The sequence below is a fragment of the Leclercia sp. M50 genome, assembly GCF_037150775.1.
GTDB lineage: Bacteria > Pseudomonadota > Gammaproteobacteria > Enterobacterales > Enterobacteriaceae > Enterobacter.
The window spans coordinates 1-17,651 of record NZ_JBBCPK010000091.1; the positions used below are offsets into that span (position 1 = coordinate 1).

A 17,651-nucleotide genomic window follows, 5' to 3' on the forward strand; every position below is an offset into this window, starting at 1 on the left:
TGACGCAAAACGTCTGTTTCCACTGCGCGTTCCCCGCGCTTTTGTTGCGCGAATGGAAAAAGGCAACCCTGACGATCCGCTTTTAAAACAGGTGCTGACCGCGCAGGATGAGTTTATCGCCGCCCCCGGCTTCAGTACCGATCCCCTTGAAGAGCAGAACAGCGTGGTGCCCGGTTTACTGCACAAGTACCGTAATCGCGCACTGTTACTGGTTAAGGGCGGCTGCGCGGTAAATTGCCGGTACTGTTTCCGTCGCCACTTCCCCTATGCCGATAACCAGGGGAACAAGCGTAACTGGCAGACGGCGCTTGATTACATCGCCGCTCATCCGGAGCTGGATGAGATCATCTTCTCCGGTGGCGACCCTTTGATGGCGAAAGATCATGAGCTGGACTGGTTAATTACGCAGCTGGAAGCGATCCCGCACATCAAGCGGCTACGCATTCACAGTCGTTTACCCATTGTTATCCCGGCACGGATTACCGATGAGCTGAGCCAGCGGCTGGCGCGTTCTTCGCTGCAAATCTTGCTAGTCAACCATATCAACCATGCCAATGAGATTGACGATACGTTTCGGGCTGCAATGGCAAAACTGCGACGTGCTGGCGTGACATTGCTCAATCAAAGCGTTCTCCTGCGTGGTGTGAATAACAGTGCGGCAACGCTGGCCGACCTGAGTAATGCCCTGTTTGATGCCGGGGTGATGCCCTATTACATCCATGTACTGGATAAAGTGCAGGGTGCGGCGCACTTTATGGTCGATGATGAAGAAGCGCGCGCCATAATGCGTGAATTGTTAACGCTGGTGTCCGGTTATATGGTGCCTAAGCTGGCGCGTGAGATTGGCGGGGAGCCGAGCAAGACGCCGCTGGATCTGGGATTAAAGCAGCATTAATTAAACTGCCTGTTTCGCAGGAAACAGGCAAACCCGCTTATATTTATTAAGCTATGCCCGCCGCAATATAAATACATTTTATTATTGATAGCTTCATTAAACATAAATACTGCGAATGATTCTTTTTTATTATAACAAAAAATAGAAAGGATTATCTGTAAGTTTTCTTATAAGTTGTTGCATCCAATCTAACTTTACTTTTGTTTAACATCATGCAGAATCCTCTGCCGGGACCGTCCACGCAATAATAATAAGTGAAAATACATGGGAAACAATTTGTATCGCAAGGAAGCGATTGAATATAAGAAAAATCACTGGAAAGGAAAAGCGTTATTGTTGGCAGGAATGCCAGCATGGCTAATCACCCTACTGGCCTGTGCATTTTTACTCATTCTGATCTCAACGCTCACTTTTTGTAGCTATACCCAGCGAATTGACGTCCGCGGAGAAGTCATTACGCATCCACACTCAATAAACGTTTACGCCCCTCAACAAGGATTTGTCGTTAAAAAGTATGTGGAAGCTGGAGACATTGTCACTAAAGGCACACCACTTTATGAGTTGGATGTTTCGCGTACGACGGTTATCGGTAATGTGACCGATGCGATGAATGCCGCCATCTCAGAAAAAATCCTTAATGCCGAAGAGATCATCAATAAGACCTTACTCAATAAGAAAGAGACGCTCGAGGCCCTTGATATCCAGGTGAAGCAATATGAGAGCTCACTTAAAGAGACGAAAGTGATGTTAGCTAACGCTGGCGCAGGCCTGAAAAAAATGAAGGATAACCTGTCCAGCTATGACTCCTATCTTAAGCAAGGGTTGATCACCAAAGATCAATACAACTACCAGCACTCTCTCTATTTCCAGCAGCAAGGTACCTATCAGTCCCTTATTAGCCAGAAAATGCAACTCGAATCGCAACTCACCCAGTTAAAGAGTGATATTGTGATTAAAGCTGCCGATTTTGATAATCAGATTTCCAGTCAAAAGAACCAGATAAATGATTTCAAGAATCAAGCCGTGGAATCAAACGCCAACGGTAATGCGGTTATTAAAGCCACAGCAGCAGGCAAGATTGAATCCGTAGCCGTAACGGTGGGCCAGATGGTTGATAAAGGCAGTAGTCTTGCACAAATTAAACCCACCGGAAATATCAAGTATTATTTAATACTCTGGTTGCCTAATAACAGTATCCCCTACGTCAAACCCGGGGACACGGTTAATATTCGCTATGATGCCTTCCCTTCCGATAAGTTTGGTCAGTTTCCGGGAGAAATTATGTCCATCTCCTCTGTACCCGCTTCTCGTCAGGAGATGGCTGAATACACTAACGTTACAACAGGCCCTACTCAACAGGAGTTCGCTCTTTATAAAGCAATAGTAAAAATCAAACATACGAGCTTCATCTACAACGGAAAAACGCTTGAATTGTCTAATGGTTTAAAAGCGCAGGCGATTGTTTTTCTTGAAGAGCGTCCGCTTTACATGTGGATGTTTACTCCGTTTTATAAAATTGCCCAGAGCGTAAGTGGACCAATCAATGAATAAGGCCTTATTTAAAACGATTACAGAGCAGCTAAACTTTTCTTTGCGAAATAAAACACCCGTTATTTTGCAGGCAGAAGCGTCAGAATGCGGCATCGCATGCCTGGCAATGGTAGCCGGGTTTTATGGCCTGAATATCGATTTGTTTAATTTTCGCCAGCGCTTCGGCAGCCCAACTCAGGGCGCCACGCTGCTCTCCTTAAGCCATACTGCAGAGCGTGCGGGGTTGAAAAATCGTGCGCTTTCCCTTGATCTGGATGAAATACGGCAACTGAAGTTACCCTGTATTATCCACTGGGGAATGAATCACTTTGTCGTTTTGACTCAAGTAAAAAAGTCGGGTTTCGTTGTTCACGATCCCGCGCTGGGCAAACGCCTAATCGGCATGCAGGAGATGTCCAACTATTTCACCGGCGTGGCCCTCGAACTATGGCCCGATCACTCTTTCCGGCAAGAAAAAGCGAAAACGCAATTACGCTTGTTGGATTTGATGAAAAATATTGTCGGTCTCAAAAGCACCTTACTCAAGCTGTTTGCCTTTTCTGTTGTTATTGAAGCTATCGGTCTTTTGTTACCTGTCGGTACACAATTAGTTACCGACCATGTGATTATGGCGCATGACCAGAGCTTATTATCCGTCATTTGTATCGGACTGGTATCCTTCACGTTATTCCGCACCTTCATTAGCATGTTGCGCGCATGGACATCACTGACGCTAAACACCTTAACCAATATTCAGTGGAAAACGACGCTGTTTGATCACCTCACCAGCCTGCCGCTCTCATTTTTTGAAAAACGGCATTTGGGGGATATCCAGTCTCGATTCTCCTCTCTGGATGTGATTCGTTCGACCTTTACAAACAGTATCGTCACCGGGGTTATTGATTCAATCATGACTATCGGCCTGCTCATCATGCTGACGCTATACGGTGGCTGGCTGGTATGGGTGGTGGTAGGTTTTACAGCCTGCTATGCCATTATGCGTTTAGGCACTTATCGTTTTTATCGCCGTGTTTCTGAAGAGCAGGTCATTAAAGGGGCGCGTTCAAGTTCCCATTTTATGGAATCCCTGTACGGCATCTCTACAATCAAAGCGCTTAATTTAAGAGAGAGACGCTCTAAGTACTGGCTTAATATTAACGTGGATGCCTGTAACGCTGGCATTAAGCAGACCCGGTTTGACATGATGTTTAGCGGCATTAATACGTTCATATCGACCATCGATCAGGTGGTTATTTTATGGCTGGGCGCATTGATGGTTATTGATAATAATATGACCCTCGGTATGTTTATGGCGTTTAACGCCTACCGCGGCCAGTTCTCTCAGCGAGCCTCAAGCCTCGTCGATCTCTTTATGCAGGTTCGCATGTTATCTTTACATAACGAGCGACTGTCAGAAATTGCCTTTAGCGAGCCGGAAGCGGAGATGCCCACCCGCCGCGTATTTGAAGAAAATACAGGCGTGAAACTTGAGATTAAAAATCTCAGCTATCAGTACGATCCTTTTTCACAACCTATATTTTCCCGGCTGGACCTCACCATCTCCCCCGGGGAGTCAGTCGCTTTAGTGGGTCCATCAGGTGTAGGCAAAACGACTTTACTGAAAGTTATGTGCGGTCTTCTTGCGCCGACAACGGGTGATGTCCTGGCTAACAATCTTGATATTAACAAGATTGGCCTGAATAACTACCGCCTGAGTACATCCTGCGTGTTGCAGGAGGATCGCCTGTTTTCTGGCTCTATCGCTGAGAACATCAGCTGTTTTGAAGACAATGCAGATCAAGCATTTATTGAGCAGTGCGCCCGTAACAGCAACATCCACAATGAAATCATGAAAATGCCGATGGGCTATGAAACGATAATCGGTGAGTTAGGATTAGGGATTTCTGGTGGGCAGAAGCAACGCATACTGATTGCTCGGGCGCTTTATCGCAAGCCAAGTATCTTATTTATGGATGAGGCGACAAGTCACCTCGACCTTGATAATGAATCATACATTAACCAGGCGATCTCGAATCTAAGCATTACGCGCGTGATTGTTGCACATCGTCCTTCAACGATTGCCTCTGCAGATCGGGTTATCGATTTATCTACCCATAAAACGACCTTCCAGTCCGTTTAATAACTCAAGGGAAAACGCCAGAATGGAAATTAAAGGCATAAATACCGTACCAATCAAACAGGGTGAACGCCTGTCCGTTATGACCTTAAAGGTAAAGGATAACGCTGACAACGAGCATCTACTCTTCATGCAAATGTCTACCCTCGTTGATTTCCTTATCATTCTTAATAACCGTATGTATAAGGTTTCTCAGCGCATAAAAGAACGAGGGGAGAGTTACAAAGCAGGATTGATGACGGCGATCGAATCGTTGACTAAAAATATCCCTCAAATTACTGCGCAAGAGGTTATGCAACCCGATACCGGTAAACTGGTCATGTCTATGGCACCCAAATTTGCCGATGAAGGATTTACGCTGATTATGTCACTCAATAACCAGCATGTTGTTACTCTCGATGTTGATGACTTACAGACTGAATTTATTATGATGGCGATCGTCAAAGCGATTGAAGCCTCTAATGATAAAGAAGCGTTCCAGATGATGGGATCGATTCTGGATTTCATCCTGCTTTATAACGTTGACTTAGCGAATGTTGATAATTTGCGCTATCTCGAGATTAAGCACGAGCCGTGGAAAGAGAGCCTTTTTGCGCATCATCTGGCGGTCTTGTATTGCTTTAATACCGAAAACGGAAAGAAAATCCTTGCCGGCACGGTAATTAAATCCAATGCTCAGCCGAATACGCCGGAGGCTGAAAATATTATTCAGCGAGTGGCCTTTTTAACCCCGTCGATTAAAGAGATTCAGGGGAAATATACCCTGTGCCAGACCTTTAGCAGAATTATTCCATCACAGCCTGAAAAAATCCTGGCGAAAGCAAACTGCCTTAAAGCGCTCCAGAACTTCTGTCTTGAGACGCAAGGAACACTTTCTCAGTAAGCTGCGTCGGGCTGAAAACAGGTTCCATTAATGGCTTGTACGGGTTGCCCTCTCCCGATGGAGAGGGATAATCCGACGTTGAATCAGTTCGGGCACTTATAAACCTGGCCCTGCATTTCGCTGGCGGTCGGGACAAAACTCGACAGTAAACCCTGGGTTGGGCTGCTTACGCCATAAATCACGTTCCCGCCCATCTCCGCTGCATGATTACGCAGAGCGTTTGCCGCACCGCGCATTGAACCGCCCTCTTCGCCATGCTGCCCTGAAAGCCAGTTACTTTGTTTACCGGTTGCGGTACCGACCAGCTGACATTCACTGCCCGGCTTATCTTCTACAAAGCGAACGCTCTGCCCACCAGAAGAGAGTTCGTTACCGGAACTACACCCCGCCAGCAGCAACGCTGCCGCTACGATCCCTGCACCCACTTTAACGCGCATGTTATTCCTCGTTTTCAATAAGCTGGGCACGTGCTGCCCGCGTCTAAACCTTATACCTAAAAGATGACCAAAAGAAAAACCCCCGATCATTTCTGACCGGGGGTTTGTTCATTTCTGCGAGGTGCAGAACAACATGATTACATCATGCCGCCCATACCACCCATGCCGCCCATACCACCAGCAGCACCTAAATCAGGGGCATCGCCTTTTGGCAGGTCAGTGACCATGCACTCGGTGGTGATCATCAGGCCAGCAACAGAGGCCGCGTACTGCAGCGCAGAACGGGTCACTTTAGTTGGGTCCAGGATACCGAAGTCGATCATGTTGCCGTACTCTTCGGTAGCAGCGTTGTAACCGTAGTTACCTTCGCCCGCTTTCACCATGTTCGCCACAACAGACGGCTCTTCACCGGCGTTGGAAACGATCTGACGCAGTGGCGCTTCCATTGCGCGCAGCGCAACTTTGATACCCACGTTCTGATCTTCGTTCTGAGCGGTCAGGCCAGCCAGTTTCGCTGCAACGCGAACCAGAGCAACACCACCACCGGCAACCACGCCTTCTTCTACCGCAGCACGGGTCGCGTGCAGGGCATCGTCAACGCGGGCTTTCTTCTCTTTCATCTCAACTTCGGTAGCGGCACCCACTTTGATAACGGCTACGCCGCCTGCCAGTTTAGCAACGCGCTCCTGCAGTTTTTCACGATCGTAGTCAGAGGTCGCTTCTTCGATCTGCTTACGGATCTGAGTAACACGGCCCTGGATGGCATCTTCTTCACCCACGCCATCGATGATGGTGGTGGTGTCTTTGTTGATAACAACGCGTTTCGCCTGACCCAGGTCTTCCAGCGTCGCTTTTTCCAGCTCCATACCGATCTCTTCAGAGATAACGGTACCGCCAGTCAGGGTAGCGATATCCTGCAGCATCGCTTTACGGCGATCGCCGAAGCCAGGTGCTTTAACCGCAGCCACTTTCACGATGCCACGCATGGTGTTAACCACCAGCGTTGCCAGCGCTTCGCCTTCAACGTCTTCAGCGATGATAACCAGCGGCTTACCTGCTTTCGCAACGGCTTCCAGAACTGGCAGCATTTCACGGATGTTGGAGATTTTCTTATCAGCCAGCAGGATGAACGGGCTTTCCAGCTCAACAGCGCCAGTTTCTGGCTTGTTGATGAAGTATGGGGAGAGGTAACCGCGGTCAAACTGCATACCTTCAACCACGTCCAGTTCGTCTTCCAGACCGGTACCGTCTTCAACGGTGATCACGCCTTCTTTACCGACTTTATCCATCGCTTCAGCGATCAGTTTACCTACGGTTTCGTCGGAGTTAGCGGAGATGGTACCAACCTGAGCAATAGCTTTAGAGTCAGAGCACGGTACGGAGAGCGCTTTCAGCTCTTCAACAGCGGAAGCGACAGCTTTGTCGATACCACGTTTCAGATCCATCGGGTTCATACCCGCAGCAACGGCTTTCAGACCTTCAGTGATGATAGCCTGCGCCAGTACAGTTGCGGTGGTGGTGCCGTCGCCTGCAGCGTCGTTCGCTTTAGAGGCAACTTCTTTCACCATCTGGGCACCCATGTTTTCGAACTTGTCTTCCAGCTCGATCTCACGCGCTACGGAAACACCATCTTTGGTGATGGTTGGTGCGCCGAAGGATTTGTCCAGAACCACGTTACGGCCTTTCGGGCCCAGGGTCACTTTAACTGCGTCTGCCAGTACGTTTACGCCGCGCAGCATTTTCACACGAGCGTCGTTACCGAATTTTACGTCTTTAGCTGCCATTTTAATCTTTCCCTTAAATTCGTATGTTCAGTGTCGTTCGCGGATTACGCTTCAACAATTGCCAGAATGTCGCTTTCGGACATGATCAGCACTTCTTCATTGTCGATCTTCTCGGATTTCACACCGTAGCCATCGTTGAAAATGACGATGTCACCAACTTTAACGTCCAGCGGCTGCACATTTCCGTTTTCCAGAATGCGACCTTTACCGACAGCGATGATTTCGCCACGCGTTGATTTTGCTGCTGCAGAACCGGTCAGAACGATGCCGCCCGCAGATTTGGTTTCAACTTCTTTACGTTTGACGATCACACGATCATGTAACGGACGAATACTCATTGATAGCTCTCCTTTGAGAAAGTCATTATCAGTTATGGGTGACGCCGGGCCGTAAGCGGTTTTCCGGCTAGTGCCCTGAGAGATGGGGATGGGGTTTTACCCCTTCAAGGGGTAGTCGAAAAAAAATTTGTGAAAGTGTTACCATCGCCTCTCTTTTGATGGCGGCAGGACAATGGAATGAGTGGACTCAAACAAGAGCTGGGACTCGCGCAGGGTGTTGGCTTACTTTCAACCTCTTTATTAGGCACGGGGGTGTTTGCCGTACCGGCGCTGGCGGCCCTGGTGGCGGGTGATAACAGTCTCTGGGCGTGGCCGGTGCTCATCGTGCTGGTCTTCCCGGTGGCGATTGTTTTTGCGCTTCTCGGGCGACACTTCCCGAGCGCCGGTGGGGTGGCTCACTTTGTCGGGATGGCATTTGGCCCGCGTCTGGAGCGCGTCACCGGCTGGCTGTTCCTTTCTGTTATCCCCGTGGGCTTACCTGCCGCCCTGCATATTGCGACGGGGTTTGGCCAGGCGCTGTTTGGCTGGCATGACGCGCAGCTCTTACTGGCTGAGCTGGGTACGTTGGCCATCGTCTGGTGGGTCGGCTCACGCGGCGCCAGTTCCAGCGCCAACCTGCAAACCCTGGTGGCGGTGCTGATTGTGGCGCTGATTGCCGCTATCTGGTGGGCAGGGGATCTTCAGGTGACACAGATCCCCTTCCCTGCCTTAACCGATCTCGATCATTCGCAGCTTTTCGCGGCCCTTTCCGTCATGTTCTGGTGTTTCGTCGGTCTTGAAGCCTTTGCGCATCTGGCCTCCGAGTTTAAACAGCCGGAACGTGATTTCCCGCGGGCGCTGATGATAGGGCTGCTGCTGGCAGGTACGGTCTACTGGGCCTGTACGGTGCTGGTGCTTCATTTCACTGCCTATGGTGCCGATATGGCTGCGGCAGCCTCGCTTCCCGCCATCGTGGTCCAGCTATTTGGCGTGAAAGCGCTGTGGGTTGCCTGCGTGATTGGTTACCTCGCCTGCTTCGCCAGCCTGAATATCTACATTCAGAGCTTTGCCCGGCTAGTGTGGTCCCAGGCGCTGTACAAACCCGAAAGCCCCCTCGCCCGCCTGTCCAGACGCCAGCTCCCGCTTAACGCCCTGAACGCGGTGCTGGGCTGCTGTGTGATAAGCACCCTGGCAATCTACTGGCTGGATATCAACCTCGACGCGCTTATCGTCTATGCCAACGGCATCTTCATTATGATCTATCTGTTGTGCATGCTGGCGGGATGTCGCCTGCTAAAAGGACGCTATAAAGTGCTGGCGATGATTGGTGGGGTACTCTGTTTGCTGCTGCTGGCGATGGTGGGATGGAAGAGTCTGTACGCCATTGTGATGCTGGCGGGGTTGTGGTGGTTCTTGCCGAAGCGTGGTGCGGTTTAATTAACGCCCGGTGGCGCTTCGCTTACCGGGCCTACAGAATCTACGGTTTCGTAGGCCCGTGCAAGCGCAGCGCCGCCGGGCTACTGATATCAACGGTCGTCTTTATGATCCAGACGGTCGCGCTGCTCATCCTTACGCTGATACTCCCCGTCAAAGGTCTCCCCACCGCCCGTTCCGGCGCTAAACCCGCCGCCCGGCATCCGGTTAAAACGCAGATGCGGCAGTAGCTTCAGGGTCAGGTGTTTCTGCACCGGCGGTAACAGCAACAGCAGCCCCAGGAAATCGGTAAAGAAACCCGGAAGTAACAGCAGCAGGCCGGCGATAATCAGCGACACGCTTTTGACCATCTCCGCTGCCGGACTCTCCCCGGCGGCCATCTTCTGCTGCATTAACAGGAAATTTTTGAAACCCTGGTTGCGCACCAGTGACATGCCAATCACCGATGTAAAAATGACCAGAACCAGGGTCAGCAGGACGCCAAACACGTGGGCGACCTGAATAAAAATAGAAATCTCTATATAAACATAAAGAAAGATTGCAGCTAACGGTATCCAGCGCACTGGCTTCTCCTGTGTGGCAGACGCCGTTATGGCCCCTGTCGGTAACAATTTGCGATTCGCGTCTGTCAGAAATGGAGGCGTTTAGTCAAAATTCAATCGGTTTGCACGGATATTTTTTCTGGAAATATTAAAGCGGTGATTCATTTCACAGATTGATAAATATCATGTCACCGGGTCCATAATAAGTGATCCAGGTTACGGCAATTCGCTATCATCAGCATATCATTCCGGGTATCTGGTCGATTCAGGGGATAATCGTCGGTCAGAAAATAGACATAACCACATGTGTACTGTGCGTTTAGTACATCAATCGGCAGCTTGAAAAGAAGGTTCACATGTTAAACAACATTCGTATCGAAGAAGATTTGTTGGGTACCAGGGAAGTTCCAGCGGATGCCTACTATGGTATTCACACTCTGAGAGCGATTGAAAACTTCTACATCAGCAACAGCAAAATCAGTGATATCCCTGAGTTTGTGCGTGGCATGGTAATGGTGAAGAAAGCGGCAGCAATGGCAAACAAAGAGCTGCAAACCATTCCGAAAAGTATCGCCAATACCATCATCGCCGCCTGCGATGAAGTGCTGAACAACGGCAAGTGCATGGATCAATTCCCGGTGGACGTCTATCAGGGCGGCGCGGGTACGTCAGTGAACATGAATACCAACGAGGTACTGGCAAACATCGGCCTTGAGCTGATGGGCCACCAGAAAGGTGAGTACCAGTACCTGAACCCGAACGATCACGTCAATAAATGCCAGTCTACCAACGACGCCTATCCGACCGGTTTCCGTATCGCCGTATACGCTTCCATCGTGAAGCTGGTTGATGCCATTAACCAGCTGGGCGAAGGTTTCCAGAACAAGGCCGTCGAATTCCAGGACATCCTGAAAATGGGCCGTACCCAGCTGCAGGACGCGGTACCAATGACCCTTGGTCAGGAGTTCCACGCATTTAACGTGCTGCTCAATGAAGAGACCAAAAACCTGATGCGCTCCTCTGAGCTGCTGCTTGAGGTGAACCTGGGCGCAACGGCCATCGGTACGCGCCTGAATACCCCGGACGGCTATCAGCAGCTGGCGGTGCAGAAGCTGGCCGAAGTCTCTAACCTGGCGGTGGTGCCAGCAGAAGACCTGATTGAAGCCACATCAGACTGCGGCGCCTACGTGATGGTGCACAGTGCGCTGAAACGCCTGGCGGTGAAACTCTCCAAGATCTGTAACGACCTGCGCCTGCTCTCTTCCGGGCCACGTGCCGGTCTGAATGAAATCAACCTGCCGGAACTGCAGGCGGGCTCCTCCATCATGCCAGCCAAAGTGAATCCGGTAGTGCCAGAGGTGGTTAACCAGGTCTGCTTCAAGGTCATCGGCAACGACATTACCGTTACCATGGCTTCCGAGGCGGGTCAGCTGCAGCTGAACGTTATGGAACCGGTGATTGGCCAGGCGATGTTTGAATCCATTCATATCCTGACCAACGCCTGCTACAACCTGCTGGAAAAATGCATCAACGGCATCACCGCCAACAAAGCGGTATGTGAAAGCTACGTCTATAACTCCATCGGTATCGTCACTTACCTCAACCCGTTCATCGGTCACCACAACGGCGACATCGTCGGTAAGATCTGTGCAGAAACCGGTAAGAGCGTGCGAGAGGTCGTACTTGAACGTGGCTTGCTGACAGAAGCCGAGCTGGATGATATCTTCTCGGCGCAAAACTTAATGCACCCGGCCTATAAAGCAAAAAGATATACGGATGAAAGTGAACAATAACAGTTCAGGTTAAACTTCATGAAGGCACGTCAGATGACGTGCCTTTTTTGTTTTTAGGCGTTACCAAAACACAACAATTTAATATCAACTTGTTAATGAGCAAGGTAGGCACTTATGTTCGGAGCAGAACTCGTCATCGTCCTGTTGGCGATATACTTAGGCGCAAGACTCGGGGGGATCGGCATCGGTTTCGCCGGTGGTCTCGGCGTACTTGTCCTCACTCTCTTTCTCCAGATTAAACCCGGCGCTATTCCGTTTGATGTAATTGAAATCATCATGGCCGTTATCGCCGCTATCGCAGCCATGCAGGTTGCAGGCGGTATGGACTACCTGGTGAGCCTGGCGGAGCGTATGCTGCGCCGTCATCCAAAATACATTACCTTCCTTGCTCCGCTGGTCACCTGGTTTATGACCATTCTGGCCGGTACTGGCCATACCGCATTCTCCACCCTGCCGGTGATAACCGAAGTGGCAAAAGAGCAGGGCATCCGTCCCTCCCGTCCGCTCTCTATTGCCGTTGTCGCCTCGCAGATTGCCATCACCGCCTCGCCCATTTCGGCGGCAGTGGTGTTCTTTGCCGGTATCCTTGAGCCGCTGGGCGTGAGCTACCTGACGCTGCTGGCGATCTGTATTCCGGTGACCCTGATTGCTGTGATGATCACCGCGGTGTTCTGTAACTTCCTCGGCGCCGAGCTGAAAGACGACCCGGTCTATCAGGAGCGTCTGGCAAAAGGCGAAGTGAAGCTGCGCGGCAGCCAGGCGTTTATCCTGAAGCCACACGCGAAACGCTCCGTGCTGCTGTTCCTGATCGGCATTGTCGCGGTGATGTTCTACGCCACCGCCATCAGCGATACCGTTGGGTTGATCAAGAACCCGGTCCTGCCGCGTAACGAAGCGATCGTGGTGTTCATGCTGACCATCGCCACGCTCATTAGTATCACCTGTAAAATCGACACCAGCGAAGTGCTCAACGCCAGCACCTTCAAATCCGGTATGAGCGCCTGCGTGTGTGTACTGGGCGTGGCCTGGCTGGGCGATACCTTCGTGAAAGCGCACATCACCGACATCCAGACCGTGGCGGGCGACCTGCTGCATAACTATCCGTGGTTGCTGGCGGTGGTGCTCTTCTTTGCCGCGACCCTGCTCTACTCTCAGGCGGCCACTACCAAGGCGCTGATGCCTGCGGCGCTGATGCTGGGCGTTTCACCGCTCACCGCCATTGCCTCTTTTGCTGCCGTCTCCGCGCTGTTTGTGCTGCCTACCTACCCGACGCTGCTGGCAGCCGTCGAGATGGATGACACCGGCTCAACCCGCATCGGTAAATATGTCTTTAACCACGCCTTCCTGATCCCGGGCGTGATCGCCATTACCCTGTGCGTGATCCTCGGCTTCATCATCGGCGGGATTGTGCTGTAAATCCTTTTTGGTTGTAAAAAGAGTTAAAGTCGGGCCGCTTAGCGGCCCGATTCATTAATGAGCAGCGTCCCGTCGTGGTATAGTGATTTTTTTGCGATAACGAGGTCGACCTGTGAACACGCCTGACACTGTTGTTGTACTCTGTACCGCCCCCGATGAAGCGACCGCTCAGGATCTGGCGGCCAAAGTCCTGGCAGAAAAGCTCGCCGCCTGTGTGACCATCCTCCCCGGCGCCACCTCCCTTTACTACTGGGAAGGCAAACTGGAACAGGAGTATGAAGTCCAGATGCTGCTCAAATCGAGCGTGGCGAAACAGCAAGCGCTCCTCGACTGCCTCAAATCGCATCACCCTTACCAGACTCCGGAGCTGCTGGTGCTGCCAGTGCTTCACGGCGATAACGACTATCTCTCATGGCTCAACGCTTCCTTACGCTAATCCTGCTGCTGTGCAGCACATCAGTCTTTGCCGGGTTGTTTGATGCACCCGGCCGCTCGAACTTCACCCCTGCCGATCGGGCTTTCGTCTTCGATTTTCAGCAAAACCAGCACGAACTGACTCTCAACTGGAATGTGAAGGAGGGCTATTACCTCTATCGCAAGCAGATCAGCATCACCCCCGCTCAGGCGCAGGTCGGCAAACTCCAGTTGCCTGCTGGCGTCGCCCACGAAGACGAATTCTACGGCAAAAGCGAAATCTACCGGGGCCAGCTGTCAGTTCCCGTAACGGTGGATCAGGCCGCCAAAGGCGCCACCCTGACGGTCACTTATCAGGGCTGTGCCGACGCCGGGCTATGCTATCCACCAGAGACGAAAGTGGTGCCGCTGAGCGAAGTCAAAGCGGCTGCTGTATCCGCTCCCGTCTCTCCTGAGAAGGGGAAAACGGCCCCACACAATAGCGGCAGTGAACTGCCCTTCTCCGCCTTCTGGGCCTTGCTGATCGGCATTGGCATCGCCTTCACGCCCTGCGTGCTGCCCATGTACCCGCTCATCTCCGGCATCGTGCTCGGCGGTAAGCAGCGCCTCTCTACCACCCGCGCGCTGTTGCTGGCGTTTATCTACGTGCAGGGGATGGCGCTCACCTATACCGCCCTCGGTCTGGTGGTCGCGGCGGCCGGGCTCCAGTTTCAGGCGGCGCTCCAGCATCCATGGGTGCTGATCGGACTGTCGATCGTCTTTATCCTTCTGGCGCTTTCAATGTTTGGTCTCTTCAGCCTGCAGTTGCCTTCCTCCCTGCAAACCCGCTTAACGCTGATGAGCAACCGTCAGCAGGGCGGCTCCGTGGGGGGCGTGTTTGCCATGGGCGCCATCGCCGGGCTGATCTGCTCGCCCTGCACCACGGCGCCACTCAGCGCGATCCTGCTCTACATCGCCCAGAGCGGCAATATGTGGCTCGGCGGCGGCACGCTCTATCTCTACGCCCTGGGAATGGGTCTGCCGCTGATTCTGGTGACGGTATTCGGTAACCGTCTGCTGCCGAAAAGTGGCCCGTGGATGGAGACGGTCAAAACCGCGTTTGGCTTTGTCATCCTGGCCCTGCCGGTCTTCCTGCTCGAGCGCGTGATCGGTGATGTCTGGGGCCTGCGTCTGTGGGCGATGCTGGGCGTGGCCTTCTTTAGCTGGGCCTTTATCAGCAGCCTCAGTGCCCGCAAGCCCTGGGTCCGCATTGTGCAAATCCTGCTGCTTGCCGCCGCGCTGGTCAGCGTGCGTCCGCTACAGGACTGGGCATTTGGCGCACCGGCCGCGCAAAGCCAGGCCCACCTGAATTTTATGCCGGTTAAGAACGTCGATGACTTACATCGCGCGCTGGCTCAGGCGCAAGGTAAGCCGGTGATGCTCGACCTCTACGCCGACTGGTGCGTCGCCTGCAAGGAGTTTGAAAAATACACCTTCAGCGACCCGCAGGTGCAAAACGCCCTGAACGATACCGTCCTTTTGCAGGCCAACGTCACGGCGAACGGTCCAGAGGACAAGGCCCTGCTGAAGGCGCTCAACGTGCTCGGTCTGCCCACCATCCTGTTTTTCAACGCTCAGGGTGAAGAGCAGCCTGCTCAACGGGTAACGGGCTTTATGAATGCCGCCGCGTTCAGTGCGCATTTGCGCAATCGCCAACCGTAAACGACACTTTAAGCGGGAAAGTACGAAAGTAGACGGAGGAATAAACCGTGCAACGTGAAGATGTTCTGGGCGCAACCCTACAGTTGCTTGAAATACAAGGGATAGCCAGCACCTCGCTAGAGATGGTTGCTGAACGTGTCAATTATCCTCTGGATGAACTACGTCGTTTCTGGCCCGATAAAGAAGCGCTGCTGTACGATGCCCTGCGCTACCTTAGCCAGCAGGTGGATACCTGGCGCAGGCAACTGATGATTAACACGGAGCTCTCGGCGGAGCAAAAGCTCCTGGCGCGCTATTCCGCGCTCACCGAATGCGTGCGTAATCACCGCTATCCGGGCTGTCTGTTTATTGCCGCCTGCACCTTTTACCCGGATCCCGGCCACCCGATTCATCAGTTGGCCGATCAGCAAAAACGCGCCTCTCATGACTTTACGCATGAACTGCTGACCACCCTTGAAGTGGACGACCCGGCGATGGTGGCGAAGCAGATGGATCTGATCATCGAAGGCTGTCTTAGCCGGATGCTGGTAAATCGAAGCCAGGCCGATGTCGATACTGCCCAGCGGCTGGCGGAAGATATCCTGCACTTCGCGCAATGTCGCAAAGGTGGGGCGCTGACCTAAGCCAGCATCCCCGCCCAGGCGGAAATGAAGAGACAGAGCGCCATCAGGCGCTGAAAACGCACCATGGCGGCAGGGGTGCGAAACAGCCTGTTTACCGCCTGCCCCAGCCATGCCCAGCACAGCAGGCAGGCCACCGAAATCAGTAAAAAGCAGAGCGCCATCAGCGCGATCTCCCGTAATGTCCCCTCTCCCGCCGGCGCAAACAGGCTGACTACCGCCAGCGCCATCATCCAGGTTTTGGGATTGATCACCTGCAATAGCGCCGCGGCACGCGCGGTGAAGCGGGTATAATTATGCCCGGATAAATTTGCCGCAGGCGCGCAAAAAAGCTGCCCGCTCATCCAGCTTAACCACAACACCCCGGCCCAGCTCATCACCTGGCGCACCAGTGGATACTGCCTCAGTATCTCGCCCGCTCCGGCCCCCGAAATCAGCACAATGGTGCTCGCTGCCGCGCAGGCGCTCACCAGCGCAGGCAGGGTCGCCTTCACGCCGTAGTGCTGACTGTTGGTCAGAATAAGGATATTGGTGGGGCCTGGGGTTATCGAGGCGACAAAAGCAAACAACAGAAACGGCAACATATTCACAGGTGGCTCCTTTTTATAAGAGCCCTGACATTGCCGTTATTTTCTGGAAACGTCTGGAAGGTTTGTGCACAACCTACGGTAGTGGGCAGGCGTAATGCGATAGGCGCGCTGGAACCAGCGCCCTAAATGGCTTTGATCGGCAAACCCCAGCGCTGCCGCTACATCGACGGGCTGATCCCCACGCGCCAGAAACTGCCGCGCTTTCGCCAGCCGCAGCTGAATCAGCCAGGCATGGGGTGCCAGGTGAAACTCGCGCTTAAAGCAACGGGTGAGTGTGAAGCGATCGGTGCCGGTCTCCCGTGCCAGATCGGAGAGGCCAATATTATCGCCCAGGTGGGCATAGAGATAGTCCCGCGCCCGGTGCGCCACCGCCGCACTCTGCAACTGTGAGGGCAATTTTCTGCGCCAGTGGCAATGGGAGGTCAGTTGAGAGAGCAGATTATCCATCGTGCTTTGCTGGACGATCTTCATCTCGTCAGTGTGCAGCGTCGCAAAGGTGTCGCCAATGGCGTAGACCAGTTGCGGCTCGCGGGTCAGGGTCTGCGTGAAATGCAGCGAATAGCTTCCGGGTGTCGAGTCATACAGGCCATGCAGGGTCTGGGTCAACCAGCGCTCATCGAGATAGAACGTCAGATAGGTGAAGCCCCCCGCAACAGGGGCATCACCGTCGTGGATCTCACCCGGCTCAAGCAGAAACGCATCACCCGGATGGCTACGATGACGTTCACGACGGCAATGGAACTGCTGGGTACCGCTGAGGGTGATACCAACCAGATAGCTGTCGTGCCAGTGAGGATCAAAGGCATGCCCTTCAAAGTGCGCTTTGATCGTTTCTATTCCCGTATCCGCATGCTGTCGCAGCTCAAGCCAGTCTTTCACCGTCGCGCCCCCTTTTTCGCTGTCAGCATTGCCTGAGATAGTTTTTCTGTCTGGAAGATTTGTGCAAAATCGACGCGCAAACCGACAGATTGCCGCAAACTTAAGCAGTTGAACAGCAATTCCCGAAATAAGGTTGACGATTGTATGTGATTACGGTTTAATGCGCCTCGTTGCCCGGATAGCTCAGTCGGTAGAGCAGGGGATTGAAAATCCCCGTGTCCTTGGTTCGATTCCGAGTCCGGGCACCACTATTTAAAGAACCCGCCCAAAAGGCGGGTT

The 17,651-nt window shown here is 52.6% G+C and carries 16 protein-coding genes and 1 tRNA gene; 11 read left to right on the forward strand and 6 right to left on the reverse strand.

What is annotated here, in order from left to right; genetic code table 11:
- The 4 genes from epmB to yjeJ all read left to right on the forward strand — a co-directional run.
- A partial coding sequence (gene epmB / locus WFM46_RS18795) for an EF-P beta-lysylation protein EpmB (RefSeq protein WP_336998231.1) occupies window positions 1-895 on the forward strand: 895 nt, incomplete at its 5' end.
- Window positions 896-1,159: 264 nt separating this feature from the next.
- Window positions 1,160-2,446 carry an HlyD family secretion protein gene (locus tag WFM46_RS18800; protein WP_336998232.1) on the forward strand — a complete coding sequence of 429 codons (1,287 nt, stop codon included), beginning with the start codon at window positions 1,160-1,162 and terminating at the stop codon, window positions 2,444-2,446.
- Window positions 2,439-4,565 (forward strand): peptidase domain-containing ABC transporter, encoded by a 2,127-nt coding sequence (locus WFM46_RS18805; RefSeq protein WP_336998233.1) that lies wholly within the window; start codon window positions 2,439-2,441, stop codon window positions 4,563-4,565. The genes WFM46_RS18800 and WFM46_RS18805 overlap by 8 nt, the downstream gene beginning before the upstream one ends.
- Before the next feature lie 22 nt (window positions 4,566-4,587).
- Window positions 4,588-5,445, forward strand: coding sequence for a YjeJ family protein (yjeJ, locus tag WFM46_RS18810; RefSeq protein WP_180210958.1), 858 nt, complete (start codon window positions 4,588-4,590; stop codon window positions 5,443-5,445).
- An 83-nt stretch (window positions 5,446-5,528) separates the two neighbouring features.
- Here the strand turns inward: yjeJ and WFM46_RS18815 are convergent, their stop codons facing one another.
- The 3 genes from WFM46_RS18815 to WFM46_RS18825 form a co-directional block, all read right to left on the reverse strand.
- A complete protein-coding gene (locus WFM46_RS18815) occupies window positions 5,529-5,882 on the reverse strand; it encodes a DUF4156 domain-containing protein (RefSeq protein WP_103822976.1) in 354 nt (117 codons plus the stop codon).
- A gap of 137 nt (window positions 5,883-6,019) precedes the next feature.
- The gene (groL, locus tag WFM46_RS18820; protein WP_156653763.1) at window positions 6,020-7,666 is read right to left on the reverse strand and encodes a chaperonin GroEL; all 1,647 of its coding nucleotides are present in this window, start codon (window positions 7,664-7,666) and stop codon (window positions 6,020-6,022) included.
- Between the two features lie 44 nt (window positions 7,667-7,710).
- Window positions 7,711-8,004 carry a co-chaperone GroES gene (locus tag WFM46_RS18825; RefSeq protein ID WP_032616151.1) on the reverse strand — a complete coding sequence of 98 codons (294 nt, stop codon included), beginning with the start codon at window positions 8,002-8,004 and terminating at the stop codon, window positions 7,711-7,713.
- Window positions 8,005-8,181: 177 nt separating this feature from the next.
- On the opposite strand from WFM46_RS18825, the gene yjeH reads away from it, so the two are divergent.
- On the forward strand, window positions 8,182-9,420 hold the full coding sequence (yjeH, locus tag WFM46_RS18830) for an L-methionine/branched-chain amino acid transporter (RefSeq protein ID WP_336998234.1): 1,239 nt from the start codon (window positions 8,182-8,184) through the stop codon (window positions 9,418-9,420).
- An 89-nt stretch (window positions 9,421-9,509) separates the two neighbouring features.
- Here the strand turns inward: yjeH and WFM46_RS18835 are convergent, their stop codons facing one another.
- On the reverse strand, window positions 9,510-9,980 hold the full coding sequence (locus WFM46_RS18835) for an FxsA family protein (RefSeq protein WP_103177935.1): 471 nt from the start codon (window positions 9,978-9,980) through the stop codon (window positions 9,510-9,512).
- 335 nt (window positions 9,981-10,315) lie between these two features.
- Here WFM46_RS18835 and aspA point away from each other — a divergent pair, with 335 nt between their 5' ends.
- The 5 genes from aspA (at window position 10,316) to WFM46_RS18860 (ending at window position 15,906) form a co-directional block, all read left to right on the forward strand.
- Window positions 10,316-11,752, forward strand: a complete 1,437-nt coding sequence (gene aspA / locus WFM46_RS18840; RefSeq protein ID WP_103177934.1) for an aspartate ammonia-lyase — start codon at window positions 10,316-10,318, stop codon at window positions 11,750-11,752.
- Window positions 11,753-11,866: 114 nt separating this feature from the next.
- On the forward strand, window positions 11,867-13,168 hold the full coding sequence (locus WFM46_RS18845) for an anaerobic C4-dicarboxylate transporter (protein WP_103791334.1): 1,302 nt from the start codon (window positions 11,867-11,869) through the stop codon (window positions 13,166-13,168).
- A gap of 112 nt (window positions 13,169-13,280) precedes the next feature.
- Window positions 13,281-13,604: a divalent cation tolerance protein CutA gene (gene cutA / locus WFM46_RS18850; RefSeq protein WP_103177933.1), complete on the forward strand. Its 324-nt coding sequence runs from the start codon at window positions 13,281-13,283 to the stop codon at window positions 13,602-13,604.
- The gene (locus tag WFM46_RS18855) at window positions 13,580-15,283 is read left to right on the forward strand and encodes a protein-disulfide reductase DsbD (protein WP_336998235.1); all 1,704 of its coding nucleotides are present in this window, start codon (window positions 13,580-13,582) and stop codon (window positions 15,281-15,283) included. The genes cutA and WFM46_RS18855 overlap by 25 nt, the downstream gene beginning before the upstream one ends.
- Window positions 15,284-15,330: 47 nt before the next feature.
- Window positions 15,331-15,906: a transcriptional regulator gene (locus WFM46_RS18860; protein WP_336998236.1), complete on the forward strand. Its 576-nt coding sequence runs from the start codon at window positions 15,331-15,333 to the stop codon at window positions 15,904-15,906.
- Here the strand turns inward: WFM46_RS18860 and WFM46_RS18865 are convergent.
- Window positions 15,903-16,493, reverse strand: a complete 591-nt coding sequence (locus WFM46_RS18865) for a LysE family transporter (protein ID WP_180210254.1) — start codon at window positions 16,491-16,493, stop codon at window positions 15,903-15,905. The genes WFM46_RS18860 and WFM46_RS18865 overlap by 4 nt on opposite strands.
- A 36-nt stretch (window positions 16,494-16,529) precedes the next feature.
- On the reverse strand, window positions 16,530-17,372 hold the full coding sequence (locus tag WFM46_RS18870; RefSeq protein WP_336998237.1) for an AraC family transcriptional regulator: 843 nt from the start codon (window positions 17,370-17,372) through the stop codon (window positions 16,530-16,532).
- Window positions 17,373-17,544: 172 nt separating this feature from the next.
- Here WFM46_RS18870 and WFM46_RS18875 point away from each other — a divergent pair.
- A tRNA-Phe gene (locus WFM46_RS18875) sits at window positions 17,545-17,620 on the forward strand.
- Window positions 17,621-17,651 lie beyond the last annotated feature (31 nt).